General features: G+C 71.2%; 22 protein-coding genes. 14 read left to right on the top strand and 8 right to left on the bottom strand.

All coding sequences use genetic code 11. The annotated features are described in order from the left end of the window. Positions 1 to 68: 68 nt before the first annotated feature. Positions 69 to 869 (bottom strand): mechanosensitive ion channel family protein, encoded by an 801-nt coding sequence (locus KFLA_RS09695; RefSeq protein ID WP_041289231.1) that lies wholly within the window; start codon positions 867 to 869, stop codon positions 69 to 71. A 93-nt stretch (positions 870 to 962) separates the two neighbouring features. After that, positions 963 to 1,862 (bottom strand): SDR family NAD(P)-dependent oxidoreductase, encoded by a 900-nt coding sequence (locus tag KFLA_RS09690; RefSeq protein WP_012919612.1) that lies wholly within the window; start codon positions 1,860 to 1,862, stop codon positions 963 to 965. Between the two features lie 180 nt (positions 1,863 to 2,042). Between KFLA_RS09690 and KFLA_RS09685 the strand changes: the two genes are divergently transcribed. From KFLA_RS09685 to KFLA_RS09655, 7 genes are all read left to right on the top strand, one after another. After that, positions 2,043 to 2,930, top strand: coding sequence for a helix-turn-helix domain-containing protein (locus KFLA_RS09685; protein WP_012919611.1), 888 nt, complete (start codon positions 2,043 to 2,045; stop codon positions 2,928 to 2,930). A 117-nt stretch (positions 2,931 to 3,047) separates the two neighbouring features. Further along, positions 3,048 to 3,962, top strand: coding sequence for an ABC transporter ATP-binding protein (locus KFLA_RS09680; protein WP_012919610.1), 915 nt, complete (start codon positions 3,048 to 3,050; stop codon positions 3,960 to 3,962). Beyond that, positions 3,959 to 4,753, top strand: a complete 795-nt coding sequence (locus tag KFLA_RS09675; protein ID WP_012919609.1) for an ABC transporter permease — start codon at positions 3,959 to 3,961, stop codon at positions 4,751 to 4,753. The genes KFLA_RS09680 and KFLA_RS09675 overlap by 4 nt, the downstream gene beginning before the upstream one ends. A gap of 20 nt (positions 4,754 to 4,773) precedes the next feature. After that, positions 4,774 to 5,508, top strand: a complete 735-nt coding sequence (locus KFLA_RS09670; RefSeq protein WP_012919608.1) for a response regulator transcription factor — start codon at positions 4,774 to 4,776, stop codon at positions 5,506 to 5,508. Further along, positions 5,505 to 6,956: a sensor histidine kinase gene (locus KFLA_RS09665; protein ID WP_012919607.1), complete on the top strand. Its 1,452-nt coding sequence runs from the start codon at positions 5,505 to 5,507 to the stop codon at positions 6,954 to 6,956. Before KFLA_RS09670 ends, KFLA_RS09665 begins: the two co-directional genes overlap by 4 nt. 160 nt (positions 6,957 to 7,116) lie before the next feature. Further along, positions 7,117 to 7,911: a hypothetical protein gene (locus tag KFLA_RS09660; protein WP_012919606.1), complete on the top strand. Its 795-nt coding sequence runs from the start codon at positions 7,117 to 7,119 to the stop codon at positions 7,909 to 7,911. Between the two features lie 82 nt (positions 7,912 to 7,993). Beyond that, a complete protein-coding gene (locus tag KFLA_RS09655) occupies positions 7,994 to 9,241 on the top strand; it encodes a heavy-metal-associated domain-containing protein (RefSeq protein ID WP_202797096.1) in 1,248 nt (415 codons plus the stop codon). Between the two features lie 4 nt (positions 9,242 to 9,245). Here KFLA_RS09655 and KFLA_RS09650 read toward each other — a convergent pair whose 3' ends face one another. Further along, positions 9,246 to 9,602 (bottom strand): ester cyclase, encoded by a 357-nt coding sequence (locus KFLA_RS09650; protein ID WP_012919604.1) that lies wholly within the window; start codon positions 9,600 to 9,602, stop codon positions 9,246 to 9,248. Between the two features lie 138 nt (positions 9,603 to 9,740). Between KFLA_RS09650 and KFLA_RS35425 the strand changes: the two genes are divergently transcribed. After that, a complete protein-coding gene (locus tag KFLA_RS35425) occupies positions 9,741 to 10,481 on the top strand; it encodes an endonuclease/exonuclease/phosphatase family protein (protein WP_148256591.1) in 741 nt (246 codons plus the stop codon). A gap of 13 nt (positions 10,482 to 10,494) precedes the next feature. Here the strand turns inward: KFLA_RS35425 and KFLA_RS37860 are convergent, their stop codons facing one another. From KFLA_RS37860 to KFLA_RS09625, 4 genes are all read right to left on the bottom strand, one after another. After that, on the bottom strand, positions 10,495 to 10,986 hold the full coding sequence (locus KFLA_RS37860) for a hypothetical protein (RefSeq protein ID WP_012919602.1): 492 nt from the start codon (positions 10,984 to 10,986) through the stop codon (positions 10,495 to 10,497). Positions 10,987 to 11,063: 77 nt separating this feature from the next. Continuing rightward, the gene (locus KFLA_RS09635; protein WP_012919601.1) at positions 11,064 to 12,239 is read right to left on the bottom strand and encodes a zinc-dependent alcohol dehydrogenase; all 1,176 of its coding nucleotides are present in this window, start codon (positions 12,237 to 12,239) and stop codon (positions 11,064 to 11,066) included. Next, the gene (locus KFLA_RS09630) at positions 12,236 to 12,688 is read right to left on the bottom strand and encodes a hypothetical protein (protein WP_012919600.1); all 453 of its coding nucleotides are present in this window, start codon (positions 12,686 to 12,688) and stop codon (positions 12,236 to 12,238) included. Before KFLA_RS09630 ends, KFLA_RS09635 begins: the two co-directional genes overlap by 4 nt. A gap of 118 nt (positions 12,689 to 12,806) precedes the next feature. Then, positions 12,807 to 13,439 (bottom strand): MerR family transcriptional regulator, encoded by a 633-nt coding sequence (locus tag KFLA_RS09625; protein WP_012919599.1) that lies wholly within the window; start codon positions 13,437 to 13,439, stop codon positions 12,807 to 12,809. Between the two features lie 72 nt (positions 13,440 to 13,511). Here KFLA_RS09625 and KFLA_RS09620 point away from each other — a divergent pair, with 72 nt between their 5' ends. From KFLA_RS09620 to KFLA_RS09595, 6 genes are all read left to right on the top strand, one after another. Next, entirely contained in the window at positions 13,512 to 13,928 is a 417-nt protein-coding gene (locus KFLA_RS09620; RefSeq protein ID WP_012919598.1) for a hypothetical protein, read from the top strand. A 28-nt stretch (positions 13,929 to 13,956) separates the two neighbouring features. Further along, positions 13,957 to 14,760, top strand: a complete 804-nt coding sequence (locus KFLA_RS09615) for a GAF and ANTAR domain-containing protein (RefSeq protein ID WP_012919597.1) — start codon at positions 13,957 to 13,959, stop codon at positions 14,758 to 14,760. Between the two features lie 96 nt (positions 14,761 to 14,856). Further along, positions 14,857 to 15,147 (top strand): hypothetical protein, encoded by a 291-nt coding sequence (locus tag KFLA_RS09610; protein WP_012919596.1) that lies wholly within the window; start codon positions 14,857 to 14,859, stop codon positions 15,145 to 15,147. A 16-nt stretch (positions 15,148 to 15,163) separates the two neighbouring features. Beyond that, positions 15,164 to 15,976: an alpha/beta fold hydrolase gene (locus KFLA_RS09605; protein ID WP_012919595.1), complete on the top strand. Its 813-nt coding sequence runs from the start codon at positions 15,164 to 15,166 to the stop codon at positions 15,974 to 15,976. Further along, positions 15,973 to 17,217, top strand: coding sequence for a PP2C family protein-serine/threonine phosphatase (locus tag KFLA_RS09600; protein WP_012919594.1), 1,245 nt, complete (start codon positions 15,973 to 15,975; stop codon positions 17,215 to 17,217). The genes KFLA_RS09605 and KFLA_RS09600 overlap by 4 nt, the downstream gene beginning before the upstream one ends. A gap of 29 nt (positions 17,218 to 17,246) precedes the next feature. After that, positions 17,247 to 18,488 (top strand): cytochrome P450, encoded by a 1,242-nt coding sequence (locus KFLA_RS09595; protein WP_012919593.1) that lies wholly within the window; start codon positions 17,247 to 17,249, stop codon positions 18,486 to 18,488. On the opposite strand, the gene KFLA_RS09590 is transcribed toward KFLA_RS09595, so the two are convergent. Then, positions 18,468 to 18,896, bottom strand: a complete 429-nt coding sequence (locus KFLA_RS09590) for an SRPBCC family protein (protein ID WP_012919592.1) — start codon at positions 18,894 to 18,896, stop codon at positions 18,468 to 18,470. The two genes, KFLA_RS09595 and KFLA_RS09590, sit on opposite strands and share 21 nt — an antisense overlap.

Raw genomic sequence — 18,896 nt, 5'->3', positions numbered from 1 at the left:
GACGGCAACGGCGACCGGTCGAGAGCCGACCGGCCGCCGTTCTGCTACTGCTACTGCTGCCGTGACGGTCAGTAGCGGTTCGGGTTGCTGTACCCCGGCGCGCTGGAGCCGGCCGACGGGGTCCCCGCGGTCGACGGCATCGCCGTGGTCGCGGGCTGCCCGCTGACGTCTTCACGGCCCCGCTGGTACGCCTCGGCGTGGGCCTTGGCCGCCGGCAGCTCGGTGTCGGCGCGGTCCAGCCACCGCTCCCAGCGCTGCTGCATCGGTTTGATCAGACCGCCACCGGCGCCCACGACGAGGATGCCGCCGACAGTGGCCAGCACGGTGATCAGCACCGGCGTGGTGACCGTGGTGGCGACACCGATCTGGTTCAGCGCGGCGATGATGCCCAGCGCCCAGATGAACACCGAGGCGATCGTGGCCAGGGTGCTCCCGTAGGACAGGCCGCCCAGCGCGTTGCTGATCAGATCCTTCACGCCCCGGGCGATGGCACCGGCGACCACGACGATGATGATCGCGACGGCCGCCCGCGGCAGCCACGCCACGATGTCGGTGAGCAGCGCGCTGACCGGGTTCGGGCCCCAGACCCCGAAGCCGACCTGCAGCGTAATCAGCAGCACCGCGTAGTACACCAGTTTGGCGATGATGTCCGAGGCGTCGTACTCCGACTTGGCCATCATCTTCTTCACGCCGCCGCGCTCCACCACCCGGTCGAAGCCGACCCGGGTGAGGACCTTGTCGACGAGCTTTGACACCACCTTCGCGATGATCCAGCCGATCAGCAGGATCAGCAGGAACATCACGAGTTTGGGAACGAAAGTCGCTACCGCGCTCCACGCGTTGTTGAGACCTTGCTCGATATCCACCATGGGCTCCTTCAGGTCCGGGGTACCGGCGGGGTACCCCGGCGGTCGCGCTGATCACGCGTTGCATAAGTTCGGGTGGCAACTTCCCTGCTCGAATCACGATGCGTGGCGCTGCGCCTCCGGCCGGTGGCCGCCGGGCCGGGGCTGGGAGAAGTCGGTGCTGTGGGCAAGCTCGCGGCCGGCCTCGAGGTCGGCCACGAGCGCCTCGACCTTGGCGTTGGCGTACGCGTAGGCGTCCGACCCCAGCAGCTGGTGCAGCGGGCCCTGGCCGGACACGGCGAGGGAGATGATCGCGGCGGCCCCCTTCACCGGGTCGCCGAGCTGGCTGCCCTGCAGCTGCAGGTGGTTCTCGGTCATCTCGCGGATCGCGGCGTAGCCGTCGGTCGTCGCCGCCGGCAGCGCCAGCGATTCGGTGGTCAGGAAGTCGGTCCGGAAGTACCCGGGCTCCACCACGGACACCTTCACGCCGTACTGCGCGACCTCGCCGGCGAGCGCCTCGCTCAGCCCCTCGACCGCGAACTTGCCGGCGCAGTACAGACCCCAGCCGGGAACGGCGGTCAGGCCGAGCACGGACGAGACGTTGACGACGTGCCCGCCGCGCTGCGCCCGGAACCCCGGCAGCACTGCGCGCAGCACGTTCCACAGCCCGAACAGCTGGACGTCGAACATCTCCCGCGCCTCGGCGTCGGTGGTCTCCTCGACCGCGGCGAGAAAGCCGTAGCCGGCGTTGTTCACCACGACGTCGAGGCCACCGAACCGTTCGGTGGCCTGCCGGACGGCGTCGGTGATGGCGGCCTGGTCCCGAAGGTCGATGCTGACGGCAAGCAGTCGGGAGGTGTCGGTGCCGTCGAGGCCCGCGATCAGGCGCTCGGTGGAGCGGGTGGTCGCGGTGACGTTGTCGCCGCGCTCGAGCAGCTGCCGCACGAGCTCGAGGCCGAGGCCGCGCGACGTTCCGGTGACGAGCCAGGTGGCCGGTCGAGTGGTCGGATAGGTCATGGGAAAACAGTCCTTCTCCGCTGTGGGTGCCGGCCGCTCGGGTGCCGCCGGCTGCAGTTCCACTGTGGCGCTGCGGAGACCGCCGGAACGGGCCACAACCGGCCCTTCGCGGCCTGGGTCACGGCTGACCAGGACGCGGAGGGCCAGGCAGGACGAGCCCGCTGCTGCGACGATGGAGCGGTGCCAGCCACCAATCGGGAACTCGCCGACTTCCTGCGGCGCGCCCGGAGCAGGGTCGATCCGGCCCGCGCCGGGCTGCCCGCCGACGGGCGGATCCGTCGCGTCCCCGGCTTGCGCCGCGAAGAGGTTGCCCTGCTCGCCGGGGTTTCGACCGACTACTACACCCGGCTGGAGCAGGGCCGGCGGATCACGCCGACCGCAGGAGTGGTCGACGCGATCGCCCGCGCGCTCGACCTGGACGCCGCCGGCCGGACCCACCTCGGCGACCTGATCGGGACCAGCGCACCCCGGAAGCGGCGGTCCGCGCCGGTGGTCCAGCGGGTCCGCCCGGGGTTGCACCAGTTCCTGGATTCCCTGGTCGGGCAGCCGGCGTTCATCCTGGGACGGCGGACCGACGTCCTGGCCAGCAACCGTCTGGCGCGAGCCCTGCTGACGGACTTCGACCAACTGCCGGTGAAGCAGCGGAACTACGCGCGCTGGATCCTGCTCAGCGACGAGGCCCGGGCGTTGTGCCGCGACTGGGAGGTGCAAGCGCGGGCGGTCGTCGAAAACCTCCGGCTGGACATCGGCACCGACCCCGACGACCCGCTCGCCCGGGAACTGGTCGCGGACCTTGCGGCGCACAGCTGCGAGTTCCGCGCCTGGTGGGACGCGCACAGCGTGTACCAGCGGACCTTCGGGTCCAAGCAGTTCCGGCACCCGGTCGCCGGCGACCTGACCGTGAACTACGAAACCCTCACCCTGCCGGGTGATCCGGACCAGACTCTCTTCGTCTACACCACCGAAGCCGGCACCACCTCACGCGAAGCCATGGACCTGCTGGCCAGCTGGGTCTGGTCTTCGCCATCGGCTCACGACCACCGCAGCGGGAGGCCTGGAACCCTCTGACGGAGCTGCAGGTTTGCTGTGAGTCCGGGACCGGTCCGGGCGAGCGGCGCGGAAGACTCCCAGGGTTCTCCCAGAACTTCACCGGAAGCGGTCAGCGCGGGTGGTCAGCATCGGGCCATGACAGAAATCGACGTACGAGGGCTGACCAAGCGGTACGGGCCGGACACCGTGGTGGACGACTTGTCGTTCCGGGTCGAGGCCGGGCAGGTGACGGGCTTCCTGGGGCCGAACGGAGCAGGCAAGTCCACCACCCTGAAGATGATCCTGGGACTGGCGAACCCGACCCGGGGATCGGTGGGCATCGGCGGCCGCCGGTACCGCGAACTGCCGCGGCCGTTGACCGAGGTGGGTGCGCTGCTCGACGCGGGCGCCGTGCACGGGAGCCGCACCACCCACGACCACCTGCTGGCCCTTGCCGTCAGCAACGGTCTGCCGCGGAAGCGGGTCGGCGAGGTGCTCGCGCAGACCGGGCTGGAGGGCGTGGCGGGCAAGCGGGCGGGCGGTTTCTCGCTCGGGATGCGGCAGCGGCTCGGAATCGCTGCGGCGTTGCTCGGTGACCCCCGGGTGCTGATCTTCGACGAGCCGGTGAACGGGCTCGACCCCGAGGGCATCCGGTGGATCCGGGACTTCATGCGCTCGCTCGCCCGGGAGGGACGGGCGGTGCTGGTCTCCAGCCACCTGATGAGCGAGATGGCACAGACCGCCGACCACCTGGTGGTCATCGGCCGGGGACGGCTCATCGCCGACACCGGGATGAGCGAGTTCCTGCGCGCCAACGGCGAGGGCACCGTTCTGGTGCGCACGCCCGAGGCAAGTTCCTTCGCGCTGCGGCTGACCGCCGCCGGCGGCGTCGTCCGCGACGGCGTCGAGAACTCGCTCGTCGTCGCCGGCCTGACCGGCGAGGCGATCGGCAAGCTCGCCGCCTACCACGGGGTCGCGCTGACCGAACTCACACCGCAGCGCCCGTCGCTGGAGGACGCCTTCATGGAACTGACCAAGGACAGCATCGAGTACCAGGGAGCGACCCGATGAGCGCACCCACGCCCACCGTCCCGTTCGCCGCGACCGTGCGGGCCGAGTGGATCAAGTTCCGCAGTCTGCGCTCCACCTGGTACACGCTGGCCGGCCTGGTCGTCGTCGGGCTCGGCATCACGGTTCTGTCGATGAGCGCGGTCGGCGGCGAGTACGCGAGCTCGACGGCCGAGGAGAAGGCCGACTGGGACCCGACCAACCTCAGCCTGACGTCGTACATCGTCGCTCAGCTGATCATCGGGGTGCTCGGCATCCTGGTGGTCACCTCCGAGTACGCGACCGGCCTGATGCAGACGTCGCTGACGGCCACGCCCCGCAGGCACCGGCTGCTGGCCGCCAAGGTGCTGGTGGCAACGGCCGTCGCGGTGCTGGCCGGTCAGGCCCTGATGTTCGCCTCCTTCGGGATCGGACAGGCCTTGCTCGCGGGGCAGGACGTGCCGAGTGCCGCGCTCAGCGACCCCGGGGTGCTCGCCGCGGTGGCGGGCGGCGGGCTCTACCTCGCGGCCATCGCCCTGCTGGCCGTCGGCCTGGGCACCATCCTGCGGGCCACCGCCGGAGCCCTCGCCACCCTGGTCGGCATCGTGTTCCTGGTACCGGCCCTGTCCGGAGTCTTCCCGTCGTGGATGGAAGGCCTCTTCGACTTCTGGCCGACCCAGGGCGGGGCCGCGATCATGACGACACTGCCGGACCCGGCGTACCCGCACCCCTGGCTGAACCTGGCCGGCATGTGCCTCGGGGTGGCCGCCGTGCTCGTCGCCGCGTTCGCCGTCTTCCGGCGGCGCGACGTCTGAGGTGGGAAGGCGTCCGTAGGGTGGCCGACGTGGAACGAACAGGTCCGGCGCCGGGGTTGCGCGCCGAGCGGCTGCTGGTGGTGGACGACGAGGCGACCGTCCGGGAGCTGCTCGCCGCGACGCTGCGCTTCGCCGGGTTCCAGGTGACGTCCGCGGCCACCGCCACCGAGGCGGTCGCCGCGGCCACCGCGGAACCACCCGATCTGGTCCTGCTGGACGTGATGCTGCCGGATCTGGACGGGTTCGAGGTGGTCCGCCGGCTGCGGGAACGGCGGGTGGGCAACAACAGCGGGCCGGTGCCCGTCCTGTTCCTCACCGCCCGTGACGGCCAGGCCGACAAGGTCACCGGGCTGTCGCTGGGCGCCGACGACTACGTGACCAAGCCCTTCGACCTGGAGGAGCTGATCGCCCGGATCCGCGCGATCCTGCGGCGTACCGCGGGCCACCACACCGACGTCCTGACCGTGGGTCCGCTGACGCTCGACGCGCAGGGGCACCAGGTGACGCGGGAAGGACAACCCGTCAAGGTCTCCCCCACCGAGTTCCGGCTGCTGCGCTACCTGATGGAGAACGCCGGGCGGGTGGTGAGCAAGGCGCAGATCCTGGACCGGGTGTGGCAGTACGACTTCGGCGGTGACATGAGCATCGTCGACACCTACATCTCCTACCTGCGGCGCAAGGTCGACGCCGGCGAGCCGAAGCTCATCCACACCGTGCACGGGGTCGGCTACGTGATCCGGGAGCCGCGCCAGTGAGGCGGCTCTCGTTGCGGACGCGGCTGCTGCTGCTCACCTCGGGCCTGCTTCTCGCCGGGCTGACGCTGGTCAGCGCGGTCGTGGCGGAGAATCTGCAGCGTTACCAGCTCGACCGGATCGACCGCCAGTTGCGCTCGTTCACGGACCTCGTGTCCCGCGTGCCGACCACCGGACCGCCCACGACCGCTGACCCCCGCGCCCGTCCGGAGTTGCTCGACCCGGCGCTCGATCTCGTCGGCAGCCCCTCCCTGGTCTACCTGGACTCGGCAGGCACGGTCGTCGGGGGGCTGCACTCCACACAGCTGAACGATGCGACCCTGCCGTCGCGGGACAACCTGCGCACGATGCGCGCCGACGGGACAGCCGTCGAGTTGCCCGCCGCGGACGGCTCCGGACGCTGGCGGGCAGTTGCCCGGCCGACCGTCGGCTGGGACGGCCGGGTGGTCGCGGCCGCGCCACTCACCGAAGCCGACGCCACCATCGCCCGCCTGCGGACCAGCAGCCTCGTCAGCGGCGCCCTCCTGCTCGTCCTGCTGACAGCCGCCGGCTGGTTCGCCCTGGGCCGCGGACTCCGGCCGTTGCGGCGGATCGAGCAGACGGCCGCCGCGATCGCCGACGGCGACCTCACCCAGCGGGTGCCGGCGCTGGCCTCGCCCCGGACGGAGATCGGGCACCTGGCGTCGTCGCTCAACACCATGCTCGGCCAGCTGGAACAGGCCTTCGCCGACCGGGCCGCATCCGAGGCCCGGATGCGCACGTTCCTCTCCGACGTCAGCCACGAACTGCGGACGCCGCTGTTCGGCATCAAGGGCTCGACCGAGCTGTACCGGATGGGCGGGCTGCCCGAGCGGACCGACGTCGACGAGACGATGCGCCGGATCGACCTGGAGGCCACCCGGCTCACCGGTCTCACCGAAGACCTGCTGCTGCTCGCCCGGCTCGACGAAGCCCCGGACGGATCGCTCGACCCGACCCCGATGGACCTGCGCACGCTCGCCACCGACGCGCGGCACGACCTGCGGGCGCTCGACCCGTCCCGCCCGGTCGAGCTCACCGGTCCGGGCGGCGCCGGTTCGCCGGGTCCGGCACCGGTGCACGCCGACGAGGCCCGGTTGCGGCAGGTGGTCACCAACCTCGTCGGCAACGCCGCGGCCCACACCCCGCCGGGAACACCCGTTCGCATCGGCGTCGGTACGGCGTACGGGCGGGCGGTGCTGGAGGTGGCGGACGACGGTCCGGGGCTGACGGCCGAGCAGGCGGGCCGGGTGTTCGACCGCTTCTACCGGGCCGACCGCTCCCGGAACCACGCGGGCGGGGCGAGCACCGGCCTCGGGCTCGCCATCGCGCGGTCGCTCGCCCGTGCCCACGGTGGCGACGTCGAACTGGAGACCGCGGTCGGCGAAGGCGCCTGCTTCCGGCTGAGCCTGCCACTGCTCGCGGACGACTGACCTCGCCGTACGGCGTTGAGCCGGTCGCGTAGCTCCGGGGCGGGTCGAACTGTTACGTGCAGTGATAGCGCCTGAGGTGACCGACCGGCTAGCATCACCCTCGGTGTGCCGGGAAGTCTGGTCGGCGACGTCCCAACGATGCCCACGAACTGGAGCTCCCGTGCTGAAGAACACCCCGCTGCGTCTCGCCCTTCCGGCTGTTCTGGCGATCTGTTTGGTTGCCTGCTCCAACGAGTCGGGCGGCGGCGATTCGGCGCCGGCAGCAAGCGTTTCGCCGTCGCAGGCGTCGGCCGCGCCGTCGGCCACGCCGACGCAGACGCCGACAACGACGCCGACGGCCTCGCCGACGCCCGCGCCGCCGGTGACCAAGGTGCCGACCACCGCCGAGCTCACCAAGGCCCTGCTGGCGTTGTCCGACCTGCCGTCGGGCTTCTCCATCGAGCCCGACGAGGGTGGCGGCGAGGACACCGGTCAGCTGAGCTCGAAGGACGCCCGGTGCGCGCGGTTCGTGGCGCTCGCGAACGCGGAGAAGCCGCCGGGCTCGAAGGCGTCGGCGTACCGGTCGTTCTCCGGCGGTCAGGACGGGCCGTTCATCGACGAGGGGCTGGACGCGATGGGCTCGGCCGCGGCCGTCCAGGCGCTGCAGAAGTCCTTCCGGTCGGCCATCACCTCCTGCCGCGGCGTGACGCTCAGCATTCCCGGCCAAGGCCGGTCGACGATGATGGTCCGTGAGGTCTCCGCTCCCCCGGTCGGCACCACCCCGGTCGCCGTCCGGATGACCGCGACCTCCGGCGCGCTCGAAGGCCTCGAGGTCGTGCTGTTCTCCACCGGCCTGGACGGCGTCGTGCTGTCCCTGTCGGTGCTCGCCGGCGCCCCCGACGACCTCGACGGAGCCGCTGACGCGGGCGTCACCAAGGCCAGGAAGATCCTCGGCGGCACCAAGACCGGCACCTGAGCCGCTGACTGGCGCGGGTTCCGAACACGCCGAGTGACAGAGCTGGGCGGGGCGTTCGTTCCTAAACTCGAGGTGACTCGTCGTGACGGAACGAGCCGCCGGGAGGGTGTCGATGGTCGGTGATGCCGTTCCCGCGCGCGTTCCGTACGACCGGGGTGCCGCGGCGCGCATCCTGTTCGGTCTGGCCGGTGGCGAGGACTTCTGGCCGCAGATGCCCGAGCAGCCGGCGCGGCGCACGATCGAGTACCGGGAGGAGATCCTCCGGCCCGCGCGGGGCAGTCATCTGACCGCGCGACAGCTCACCTACGTACTCCGCTCCCTGCAACCGTGCCCGCCGTACCTGGTCACGTCGGCGAGGGCGCGGATCACCTGGCGGGACAGCGAGGGCATCGTCAACGTCGCGCACACCGGTCCTCTCGGCGCGGTGGTCCCGATCGTCGCGCGCGAGGCGACGCTGACGCTGTGGAAGCTGCTCGCCGCCAGTACGACGCTCGCCGAGCGGACCGCGCGACTCGACCGCCAGGAAGCGCAGATCCTGGCCGCGACGACCACCGACAAGACTCCGCTCGACATCTTCCGGACCGGCGTGGACGCCGCTGCCCGGACGCTCGTCCAGCACGCCTACCTGGCGGCGCAGACGCCGTACGCGACGCCCGCCGCGTTCGCCCGCGCACTGCACGCCGGGCGGATCTTCCACGCGGTGGCGACCACCTGGCACTGGGGGCTGCAGGCAACGACCTACCGGCGCGGCATCGTCCCGGCATCGTTCGTCACCTTCGCCGACGGCCTGCGCTACTCCGTCGACACCACCATCGCCCTGCGCGCGCTCAAGGATGCTCAGCTGGCTCATGCGCGCGAGCTCGCCCAGCGGGCCCAGCTGGCCAACGTCGAGCTGGAGACCCTGCTCGACTCACACGGAACCACGCCGTCGAGCGCCGCGCAGTACGCGCATCTGCGCGAAGGCGAACGTCCACGCTGCCTCGGCCAGGTCACCCACCAGGCCGACGGGCACCGGGCGAGCGTGCTGTCCGGGCTGTCACAGGCCTTCGTGGAGACGTTCGTCCGGCTGCTCGACACCGTCCAGGTCGAGCACACCGCGCCGGCCGGTGCCGGGACGAGCTCGGGCGGTCAGGTCTTCGAGGTCCCGGACATGACCTGCAGCCACTGCACGCAGACGATCACCCGGCTCCTGGCTGAGCTCGGGGTCGATCCGCCCGAGTTCGACCTGGTCACCAAGAAGGTGGTGGCCGTCTTCGGGTCCGACGAGGTCCGTGACCGCGCCTTCGACGCCATCCGCCGCCGGGGCTACACCGTCATCCCGGTGAGCTGACGGCTCAGGTCGTCCACTGCTCGCGGTCCAGATCGCCCCAGCACTGCACGATCCGGCCGCCGTCCAGCCGGTACATCGCAAGCTCCTGCTTGGTCGCGGACCGTCCGGTCGGCGTCGTCCCGGTGTCGATCAGACGCGCGCTCAGCCAACTGCCGTCGATCAGCAAATGCTCCAACTCCCACTGGAAGTCCGGGACCAGCTCGATCACCGCGGCCAGCCCACCGGCGTACTCCGCCAGGCCTGCCGGCGACCCGTTCACCTCGACGTCCTCGGCGACGAACTCCCCCAGCTCAGCGAACCGGCGTTCGTTGCAGCGCTGCAGGTAGCGCCGGTAGAACGCCTCCATCTCCTGTCGCTCCATGGCCACCATCCTGCCGTTGGCACGGTCCACCGTGTGCGTCAGTCAGCAAGAGACCGAAGCGAGTTGACGTGACCGGACCATCGGGTACCGGGGCACGACCTGGTGCCTGCGAATTTCGGAGGGTTTGCTGTGCGGCTGATGACCTGGAACGTCTGGGGGCGGTTCGGAGACCGGTGGAGGGAGCGGGAGGACGCGATCGTGGCGGTTGTCCGGTCGCTGCAGCCCGACCTGGTCGCGGTGCAGGAAGCCTGGTCGACCCCCGAGACCACGCAGGCCGACGTACTCGGTGCCCGGCTCGGCCTGCACGCGGCGTTCGCGAAGTCCAGGATGCCCACAGACGCTGACCCGGAGGTCGAGCTGGGGCTGGCGGTGCTGAGCCGGTGGCCCTTGGCGGCGGTTCAGCGGCACCACGTACGGGGCGAGACGGTCGCGCTGCACATCGAGCCGGCGGCGCCGGGGCCGCGGGTCGACTTCGTGACCACTTGCCTGGACTGGGAAGAAGACCACGCCGAGCAACGGATGGCACAGGCCAAGGTGCTGGACGAGCTGGTGCGGGACCTGACGACGCGGGACGGCCTGGTCGTGCTGGCCGGCGACCTGAATGCTCCGCCGGACCACCCCGAGATCAGCCTGCTGACCGAGCGGATGACCGACTGCTGGTCCGGCCGGGCGGATGCCGGTCACACCTACAGCTCGGGCAACCCGTATCTCGGGCACGGTGAGTGGATCGAGGACCATCGGATCGACTACATCCTCGCCACGCACCGCGATCCGCACCGGTTGCAGGTACTCGACGCCGGGATCCGCGGCCTGACCGAGGACAACGGGCTGCCGCCGTCCGACCACTACGCGGTGTTCGCCGACGTGGCCCTCGGATAACGCTGGCGTGGGGCTAGCGGGAGGTCTGCTGCTGCGCGAGGGCTTGCTCCAGCCAGTGGGCGAGCGCGGAGACGTCCTCGACCGCGAGCTTGCCGACCATGACGTGGCGGCCCCAGCGGTCCTTCGGGAGGATCGGGAAGACGCGGGAGAACGAGGGTCCGTACACGGCGCCGACCGCGCCGATCTCGGTCCACGGCAGGAAGTGCTTCCCGCTGCGGATGCCGTCCCGGTCGACGGTCAAGGCGGGGCGACGGGCCAGCACCAGCGAGCAGGCCCAGCCGGTGGCGGCGACGGCGACGGCGAGGGCCAGGAAGAACATGACCAGCCGTACGCCGCCCCGGTCCAGCGCGTCCACGAGCGAGGACAGCTGGGTCAGCCCGAAGAACAACCAGACGAAGCCGACGCAGCGCCAGACGAAACGCGGGCGCGCGGGAAAGACCACCCGACCGGTCCGGTGCAGTTCGTCCGACCAGGTCGCCGGAGGCTCTTCCCCCATCACCGTCATGCCAATCCCCTGCCGCTCGACTCCCCCCGGCGCAGCACCACTCTAGAGCGTCCGGGGGGGCGGTCGTGGATGAGCGGTCAGCCGGTGGGAAGGAAGACCGAGCGGAGGTTTCCGTCGGTCTTGTCCTTGAACATCTGGTAGCCGGCGGGGGCCTCGGACAGCGGCATGGTGTGGGTCGCGAGGTGCTCGGTGACGAGCTCGCCGCGTTCCATCCGGTCCAGCAGCATCGGGATGTAGCGCTGGCCGTGCTGCTGGGCGCCGCGCAGGGTCAGGCCCTTGTTCATCACCGCGCCGAGCGGGAACTTGTCGGCGAAGCCGCCGAAGACCCCCAGGACGAAGACCGTGCCCGCCTTGCGGCAGCTGTAGATCGCCTGCCGCAGAGCCGTCGGCCGGTCGCTCTGCAGGCGGAGCTGCTGCTTCACCTGGTCGTAGGCGTACGACGGGCCGGAGCCGTGCGCCTCCATCCCGACCGCCTCGATGCAGACGTCCGGTCCGCGGCCACCGGTCCGCTCCTTGAGCTCAGTGGAGATGTCGGTCTGCTCGTAGTTCAGCGTCTCGCACCCGATGTGCCGGCGCGTCGACTCCAGCCGGTAGTCGAAACGGTCGATCACCATCACCTGCTCGGCACCCAGCAGCATCGCGGCACGCGCGGCCATCTGGCCGACCCCGCCGGCGCCCCACACCGCGACGACGTCACCCGGCTGCACGTTGCCGAGGTCCGCGCCCATCCAGCCGGTCGGGGCCGCGTCGGAGGCGAACAAGGCCCGCTCGTCGCTGACCCCGTCCGGCACCGTGAACGCGCCGACATCGGCGTACGGGACCCGGATGTAGTCGGCGTGGCTGCCGGCGAAGCCACCCATCGCGTGCGAGTACCCGTAGCAGCCGCCGGGGTTGGAGCCCCAGAGCAGGTCGGTGATGCCGGGGTTGGTGTTGCCGTTGTCGCAGGACGAGTAGAGCTCGTTCTTGCAGTACCAGCACCGGCCGCAGGACACGAACGAGCAGACCACCACCCGGTCGCCGATCCGGTGGCGCCGGACCTCGGAGCCGACCTCGATCACCTCGCCGACGAACTCGTGGCCGAGCACGTCGCCCTTCTCCAGGAACGGGATGTAGCCGCCGAGCAGGTGCAGGTCCGAGCCGCAGGTCACCGTCCGGGTCACCTTGAGGATCACGTCGCCGGGATTCTGAATCACCGGGTCCGGGACCTCCTCGACGCTGGTCTCGTTGACGCCGGTCCACACCAGGGCCTTCACAGCACACCCTCCTCTTTGGCGTGCGCGGTCGCCTTGCGCAGGGGTTCGTTGAGCGCCGTCGGCTGGGTCGTGGTGTGCCGGCCGGGTTCGAGCACCCAGCCGACCTCGAGGATCTGCTTGGCGTCGCGCAGCGCCCGCCGCAGGGTCCGGAGCTTGTCCGCGCTGTCCTGGCCGGTCGCGGACCGCAGCCGGGCCGCGACCTCCGTGCCCTTGTCGCCGGGCGCGGGCGTCAGCCGGACCTCGATCTCGTCGCCGAGCTCGGCCAGCGGTTCGGGCAGGGTCTCGCCGATCTCGTCGATCGACCGGTACACCGTCACCACCCGCCACCGCTCGGGATCGGCGTGCTCGGTCGACGGCCAGCCACTCGGTGCCCGGTTCAGCACCTTGCGCAGTACGGCGCCGCCGGCGGTCGTGGCGACCACCGCGAGGCTCTTCACCCGTGCGTCCATTCAGGGCTCCCTTCGACTCCCCAGCCGCACCGGCCGGGAGGCGGTGCCGTACCCCTCGACGCACGCCACTAACGACCGGCCCGCCGATCGGCCGTAATTCGGACGGGCCGGCAGCGGGCTACGGCGTACGGCGCAGGTGCACCGTGACGACGGATTCCTGGGCGAGGCGGCGCAGGGCGGAGACCAGGGCGTCGCCGAGGACGTCGTACGCGATGACACCCTCGGCCATCGCCTCGACCGAGTCGCGGCCGAGCAGGTCGGGCACCTCACGACGGGCGAGCGTCTCGGCGGCGTCGGCGTACAGGTCGAGCTTGGCGGCGACGTCGTCCTGGCCGAGCCGGTTCAGCGACGCGAGCGCGTGGGCCAGCGCGACGCGGGCGGGGTTGTCCGGCCGGACCTGCCAGCCCCGGTCCGCCACCAACCGGTCGACCTGGTCGCGGGCGGCCCGGCCGGCCTCGTCGTCGATGCCGGCAGGCGGCTCCATCAGTGCGTACTGCACTCCACCCAGCACGGGGTACAGCTCGGAGTCCTTGGCCCGGATGAACTCGAGCACCTCGCGGACGCGGGTGAGCGACAACCCGCCGACCTCCACCAGGGTCCGGATCAGCTTGAGCGAGCGGACGTGCTCGCTGTGGTACTCGGCCTGGTTCGGGCTGGTCGCCCGGCCGGGCGCGAGCAGGCCTTCGCGCAGGTAGAACCGGATCGTCGGAATCGCGACGCCGCTGCGCTCGCTCAGCTCGGCCATTCGCATGCGGCGACTATACAGAGGGGACTATGCGTAGTTAACTATAGATAGTTCACTCCGCATATCGAGAGGCTGACCATGGTCCAGATCCCCGAACGCGTCATCCGGGTCACGCTTTTGCTGATGGGGGTCCTGACCGCCACACCAGCGCTGGCCCTGGTCGACCCCGGCCAGCTCGCGTCGTACGGCGTCAGCGATCCCGATCCGGTCGTGCTCACCCTGCTGCAGCACCGCGGCATCTTCCAGCTGCTGCTCGGAGCGGCCTTGGTGTGGGCGGCGTTCCGGGCCGACGTCCGGGTGCCCGTGGCGATTGCGGCAGTGGTGTCCAAGGGCGGCGCGCTGATGCTGACGCTGTTCCGCCCCGACGTCCGGGCTGAGGCCAGTGCGGTCGCGATGGTCTTCGACCCGATCTGCATCGTGCTGCTCACGGCTCTGCTCGTCCACGTCGCCGTGCGGACCCGGCCGGGCGACAGAGCAGGAATGGCGCCGGCCTGATCGCTCCGGCGATCCCTCAGCAGGGCTCGTGAGCACGTTCGTGTTGGGGCAGCTGGTGGCGGCAGGCATCATATGGGGCATGACTCAGTACGGCTCGGCCCGATCGGTCGAGGAACAGCATGCGGCGGTGCCGCAGGGCGAGGCGGACGCCGGCGCCCAGGGGCCGCTGGGAGCCGACGCGTTCGCGCAGCTGGCGGTCGACCTGCACGACGCGGTCGGGGTGGAGGAGACGGTGGACGCCGTCGTCCAGTTCGCGCTGCAGGCCGAGGCCTGCTCGTACGCCGGGGTGGTGCTGACGGCTCGGGGCGACCGGGAGATCGGCGCGGTCACCGACCCGGTGGTGGCGCGGATCTACCAGGAGCAGATCGACTCCGGCGAGGGACCGCTGCTGACCGCGCTGACCGAGGGGGTTCCGGTCCACGTTCCGGACGTCGCCGCCGAGACCCGGTGGCCGGCCTGGACCGCGCGGCTGGCCGAGTACGGCATCGGGTCGGTGCTGCACGTGCCGATGTGGGCCGGCGGGCAGCTGATCGGCGTACTGGCGCTGTTCAACGCCACCCCGAACGCGTTCGACGCCGACGACGAGGCGATCGCGCACATCCTGGCTCGGCACGCCTCGGTGGCGGTGGCCTCGGCGCGCGACGGCGAGACGATGATCGCCGCGGTGGACGCGCGCAAGCTGGTCGGCCAGGCGATGGGCATCCTGATGGAGCGCTTCGACCTCGACGACGCCAAGGCGTTCGAGATCCTCAAGCGGTACTCGCAGGACACCAACACGAAGCTGCGCGACGTCGCCCAGCAGCTGATCGACACGCGCAAACTGCCCTCGTGACGGGCCCCGGCGGCGCAGTCGCGCACATCACTGGTGACAGTGCGCCTCTGGTGGGTACCCAGGGGTGAGTGCAGACAACGGGAGGAGGCGACGACCGTGATCGGTTCGTTCGCTGAGATCAACGGTCACCAGGTGGTGGACCTGCCGAGACTGTCGACGCAGGGGCGGTTCGGCTCCGGTCCGGTCTGTATCCGGTGCGACGCCCACTTCGTCGACCGGCTCGAGGTCGAGGAGAGCCGCTGCCCGGTCGCCGACCAGGCCCGGGGCCACGACCTGCTCGTCGACCCCGACGACGGCCTGCTGTACTGCACCCGGTGCCCGCTGGTCGCCTACGACCTGGCCGACGTCGGCAGCGAGCCGCCCTGCCCCGGCCACCTGCGGCCGTAACGCTTCGCCTGCCAAGATGGCCTGCGTGGAGATCCTGCGCAGGAACAACGTCACCGTCACCGGCAACCCCGCCGGGCGCACGGTGCTGCTGGCCCACGGCTTCGGCTGTGACCAGAACATGTGGCGGCTGACGGTGCCCGCGCTGGCCCCCGACCACCGGGTCGTGCTGTTCGACTACGTCGGCTCCGGCCGGTCGCAGTCAGCGGCGTTCGACGAGCAGCGGTACTGCTCGCTCGACGGGTACGCCGCGGACGCGCTGGAGGTCTGTGCCGCGCTCGACCTGCGGGACGCGGTGTTCGTCGGGCACTCGGTCAGCGCGATGGTCGGCGTCCTGGCGGCGCGGCAGGCGCCGGAGCGGATCGGCGCACTGGTGATGGTCGGGCCGTCGCCCTGCTACCTGAACGACGGCGACTACCGCGGCGGCTTCAGCAGCGAGGACATCGACGAGCTGCTCAGCTCCCTGGAGTCGAACTACCTCGGCTGGTCCGCGGCGATGGCGCCGGTGATCATGGGCAACCCCGAGCGGCCGGAGCTGGGCGACGAGCTGACCAACAGCTTCTGTGCGACCGACCCGGCGATCGCCCGGGTGTTCGCCCGGACGACGTTCCTGTCCGACTCCCGCGCCGACCTGCGCTCCGTCCGGGTGCCGACACTGATCCTGGAGTCGGCCGAGGACGTCATCGCACCCCGGGAGGTCGGTGCGTACGTGCAGGCCGCCATCGACGGCTCGACCCTGGTCACGCTCGACGCGACCGGGCACTGTCCGCACCTGTCGGCGCCGGAGGCGACCAACAAGGCGCTGCTCGACTTCCTCGCGGGACTCCGATGACGGACCGCCCAGCGCGGGCCGAAGGATCGCCCGGCCCGGTCGAGGACAGTGCCGAGGAGGTCTACGAGAGCGCGCCCAGTGGCCACCTGTCGACCGCGATGGACGGCAGGATCGTCAAGATCAACGCGACCCTGCTCGACTGGATCGGTCTGCCCCGGGAGGCCGTGGTGGGGCGGCTGCGGTTCACCGACCTGCTGACCGTCGGGGGCCGGCTGTACCACGAGACGCACTTCGCACCGCTGCTGCGGATGCAGGGCGAGATCAGCGGCGTCGCTCTCGAGCTCAAGCAGCCGGCGGGCGGCCGGCTGCCGGTGCTGGTGTCGTCGGCCGTCAAGCGGGACGCCGCCGGCGAGCCGCTGCTGATCCGGACCACCGTCTTCGACGCCCACATCCGGCGCGCGTACGAGGAGGAACTGCTGCGGGGCCGGCAGGCGGCCGAGGCGGCGCAACGGCAGGCGGAGACCGACCGTGCCCGGTTGAAGGACGCGCTGGCCGTTCTCCAGCAGTCGTTGCTGCCGGCCACCTTGCCGCAGGTGCCGGCGCTGGAGGTCGCGGCGTACTACCACATGGCCTCGCCCGAGCAGCTCGGCGGCGACTTCTACGACGTGTTCGCCGTGGATCGCAACCGCTGGGCGTTTTTCCTCGGCGACGTCTGCGGCAAGGGTCCGGCGGCCGCGGCGGTCACCTCGCTGGCGCGCTACACCCTGCGCGCCGCCGCGATGCACGACCCCGGCGCCGCGATCGGCACGCTGAACGCCGTACTGCACCAGCGGTACACCGACGGTGACCCGCGCTACTGCACCGCCGTCTTCGGGACACTCGTGCCAGACCCCGGCAGCGGCCGTGTCGCCGTGAAGTTTGCTTCCGGTGGGCATCCGCCGCCGCTGCTGCTGCGCGCCGACGGCAGCAGCAGCTTCCTGGACAGCGAGGACGGGACACTGATCGGCATCCTGCCCGCGAGCAACTTCCCGCCGACCGGCATCGTGCTCGCGCCCGGGGACACGCTGCTGCTCTACACCGACGGCCTGACCGAGGCACGGGTCGGCGGCCCGCGTGACTTCTACGGCGACGAAGCCCTGCGAACCCTGGCCACCCAGTACGCCGGAGCGCCGGCCCAGACGCTGATCGACGCGCTCTCCGCCGTCCTGCACAGCTTCCAGGTCCCGCTCGCGGACGACACCGCGCTGCTCGCGTTCAGCGTTCCCGCCCCTTCCCACCGGGCAGCCGAGGGCCAAGACTGAATCCAGCCGTTCCGACCCGGAGGATCGCCGTGACTGACGCCCAGCAGTCCGTGTCCGAGTACGCCGACTTCGATCCGTTCTCCGCCCACCGCGACGACCCGTACCCCTACTTCGCCCAGCTCCGGGACGAACGACCGGTCATGCCGAGCGCCATGATGGGCGGCGCCTACCTGGTCACCCGGTACGAGGACGTCCTGCGGGTGGTGCACGACCCCGGCACGTTCTCGTCGGTCGGGTCACTGCCGGTGCCGGCGGCCTCGAACCCGCCGGAGGTGATTCGCGCGCTGCCCGGGTTCGCGCTCGTGGAGACGATCGCGAGCGGAGTCGAGGTGGACGCGCCACGGCACACCCGGATGCGGACGAACTTCCTGCGCGCCCATCGCGGTCCCCGGGTGAGCGCGCTCGCGCCGCGCATCGAGCAGCAGGCGCACGCGTTGCTGGACGAGGTCGCCGCCGACGGCCGGGCCGACCTGGCCGCCGCGTACGCCGACCCGTTGACGCTGTGGGCGACGAACACGCTGCTCGGCGTACCGGAGGCGGATCATCGGCGGTTCGAGGGCTGGGCGCACGCGATGGCCGCGATCCTGACCCCGACCGCGCCGCTGGACCGCAAGCTCGAGGCGGCCCGGCAGCTGCACGAGTACCAGGACTGGGCCGCGGACTGGGTGCGCGACCGGCGGGAGTCGCCGCGGGACGACGTCTTCTCGACGTACGCCGCGGGCGATCCCGGCGCCGGCGTCGCGCCGCTGCAGGACGACGAGCTGCTCTACAGCGCGCTGCTGCACTGGGTCGCGGGCTTCGACACGACCCGCAACGGCATTCTCTCCACGCTCTTCCTGATGCTGCGCGAACCGGCACTGTGGGAGCGCGCGACCGACGCCCGCCAGGTCGAGGACATCGTCGAGGAGGCACTGCGGATGGACGCGCCGCATCGCGGGCTGCTGCGCGTCACCACCCGCGACGTCACCGTCGGCGGCGTCGACCTGCCCGCCGGAACACCGCTGCTGCTGATGTTCGGCTCGGCGAACCGCGACGAACGCTTCTTCCCCGACCCGGACATCTGCGTGCTGGACCGGCCGAACGCGCGGCAGCACCTGTCCTTCGGTGCCGGCGACCACCGCTGCCCCGGCGCGACCATGGCTCGCTACGAGCTGCGTACGGCGGCCCGGGTCGCCGCCACCCGCTTGCCCACCGCCCGGCTCGACGGCGAACCGCGGTGGCGGGCCGACTACTTCTTCCGCGGCCTCGAGCTACTCAACGTCACCTGGTGACCCGGCCGCCTCGCACAGCGTGCGGACGGCTTCCAGCTCCGCCTCGACGACCGTCAGCTGCTCCTGCACCGCCGGCTCGGGAACGCTGTCGGGAAAGAGCATCGAGAACTGGTACTCGCTGCCGTCGCCGTTGGGCAGGACCCGGGTGAAGGCGCCGAGCCGGGGATCGTCGGCCGACAGCATGTCGACGGTTCCCTGCTCGCGGGCGACGCGCACGATCATCCGGGTCGTCGACGTGCCGTTCCTGATCAGCCAGTGGTCGTCACCGTCGGCGTGCACCGAGTCGCCGAGACCCGGCGCCCAGCGCGGCAGGTTGCGCGGGTCGGCGACGAGGTCGAGCACGGCGGCCGGCGGGGCCTGGACGGAGATGGAGCGCGTCTCGCAGCGCAGCGTCAATTTAGTATGCAT

Origin of the sequence: Kribbella flavida DSM 17836 (assembly GCF_000024345.1) — a bacterium.
Classification (GTDB): Bacteria; Actinomycetota; Actinomycetes; order Propionibacteriales; family Kribbellaceae; genus Kribbella; species Kribbella flavida.
The sequence above is the reverse complement of the archived record's forward strand: the minus strand, read 5'-3'. Positions and strand labels throughout refer to the sequence as shown.

What these genes read in the sequence shown, in the direction of transcription:
- KFLA_RS09695 (WP_041289231.1), bottom strand. Translation starts at nt 869, where the DNA reads ATGGTGGATATCGAGCAAGGTCTCAACAACGCGTGGAGCGCGGTAGCG.
- KFLA_RS09690 (WP_012919612.1), bottom strand. Translation starts at nt 1,862, where the DNA reads ATGACCTATCCGACCACTCGACCGGCCACCTGGCTCGTCACCGGAACG.
- KFLA_RS09680 (WP_012919610.1), top strand. Translation starts at nt 3,048, where the DNA reads ATGACAGAAATCGACGTACGAGGGCTGACCAAGCGGTACGGGCCGGAC.
- KFLA_RS09675 (WP_012919609.1), top strand. Translation starts at nt 3,959, where the DNA reads ATGAGCGCACCCACGCCCACCGTCCCGTTCGCCGCGACCGTGCGGGCC.
- KFLA_RS09650 (WP_012919604.1), bottom strand. Translation starts at nt 9,602, where the DNA reads ATGGAGCGACAGGAGATGGAGGCGTTCTACCGGCGCTACCTGCAGCGC.
- KFLA_RS35425 (WP_148256591.1), top strand. Translation starts at nt 9,741, where the DNA reads ATGACCTGGAACGTCTGGGGGCGGTTCGGAGACCGGTGGAGGGAGCGG.
- KFLA_RS37860 (WP_012919602.1), bottom strand. Translation starts at nt 10,986, where the DNA reads ATGACGGTGATGGGGGAAGAGCCTCCGGCGACCTGGTCGGACGAACTG.
- KFLA_RS09630 (WP_012919600.1), bottom strand. Translation starts at nt 12,688, where the DNA reads ATGGACGCACGGGTGAAGAGCCTCGCGGTGGTCGCCACGACCGCCGGC.
- KFLA_RS09625 (WP_012919599.1), bottom strand. Translation starts at nt 13,439, where the DNA reads ATGCGAATGGCCGAGCTGAGCGAGCGCAGCGGCGTCGCGATTCCGACG.
- KFLA_RS09620 (WP_012919598.1), top strand. Translation starts at nt 13,512, where the DNA reads ATGGTCCAGATCCCCGAACGCGTCATCCGGGTCACGCTTTTGCTGATG.
- KFLA_RS09605 (WP_012919595.1), top strand. Translation starts at nt 15,164, where the DNA reads ATGGCCTGCGTGGAGATCCTGCGCAGGAACAACGTCACCGTCACCGGC.
- KFLA_RS09600 (WP_012919594.1), top strand. Translation starts at nt 15,973, where the DNA reads ATGACGGACCGCCCAGCGCGGGCCGAAGGATCGCCCGGCCCGGTCGAG.
- KFLA_RS09590 (WP_012919592.1), bottom strand. Translation starts at nt 18,896, where the DNA reads ATGCATACTAAATTGACGCTGCGCTGCGAGACGCGCTCCATCTCCGTC.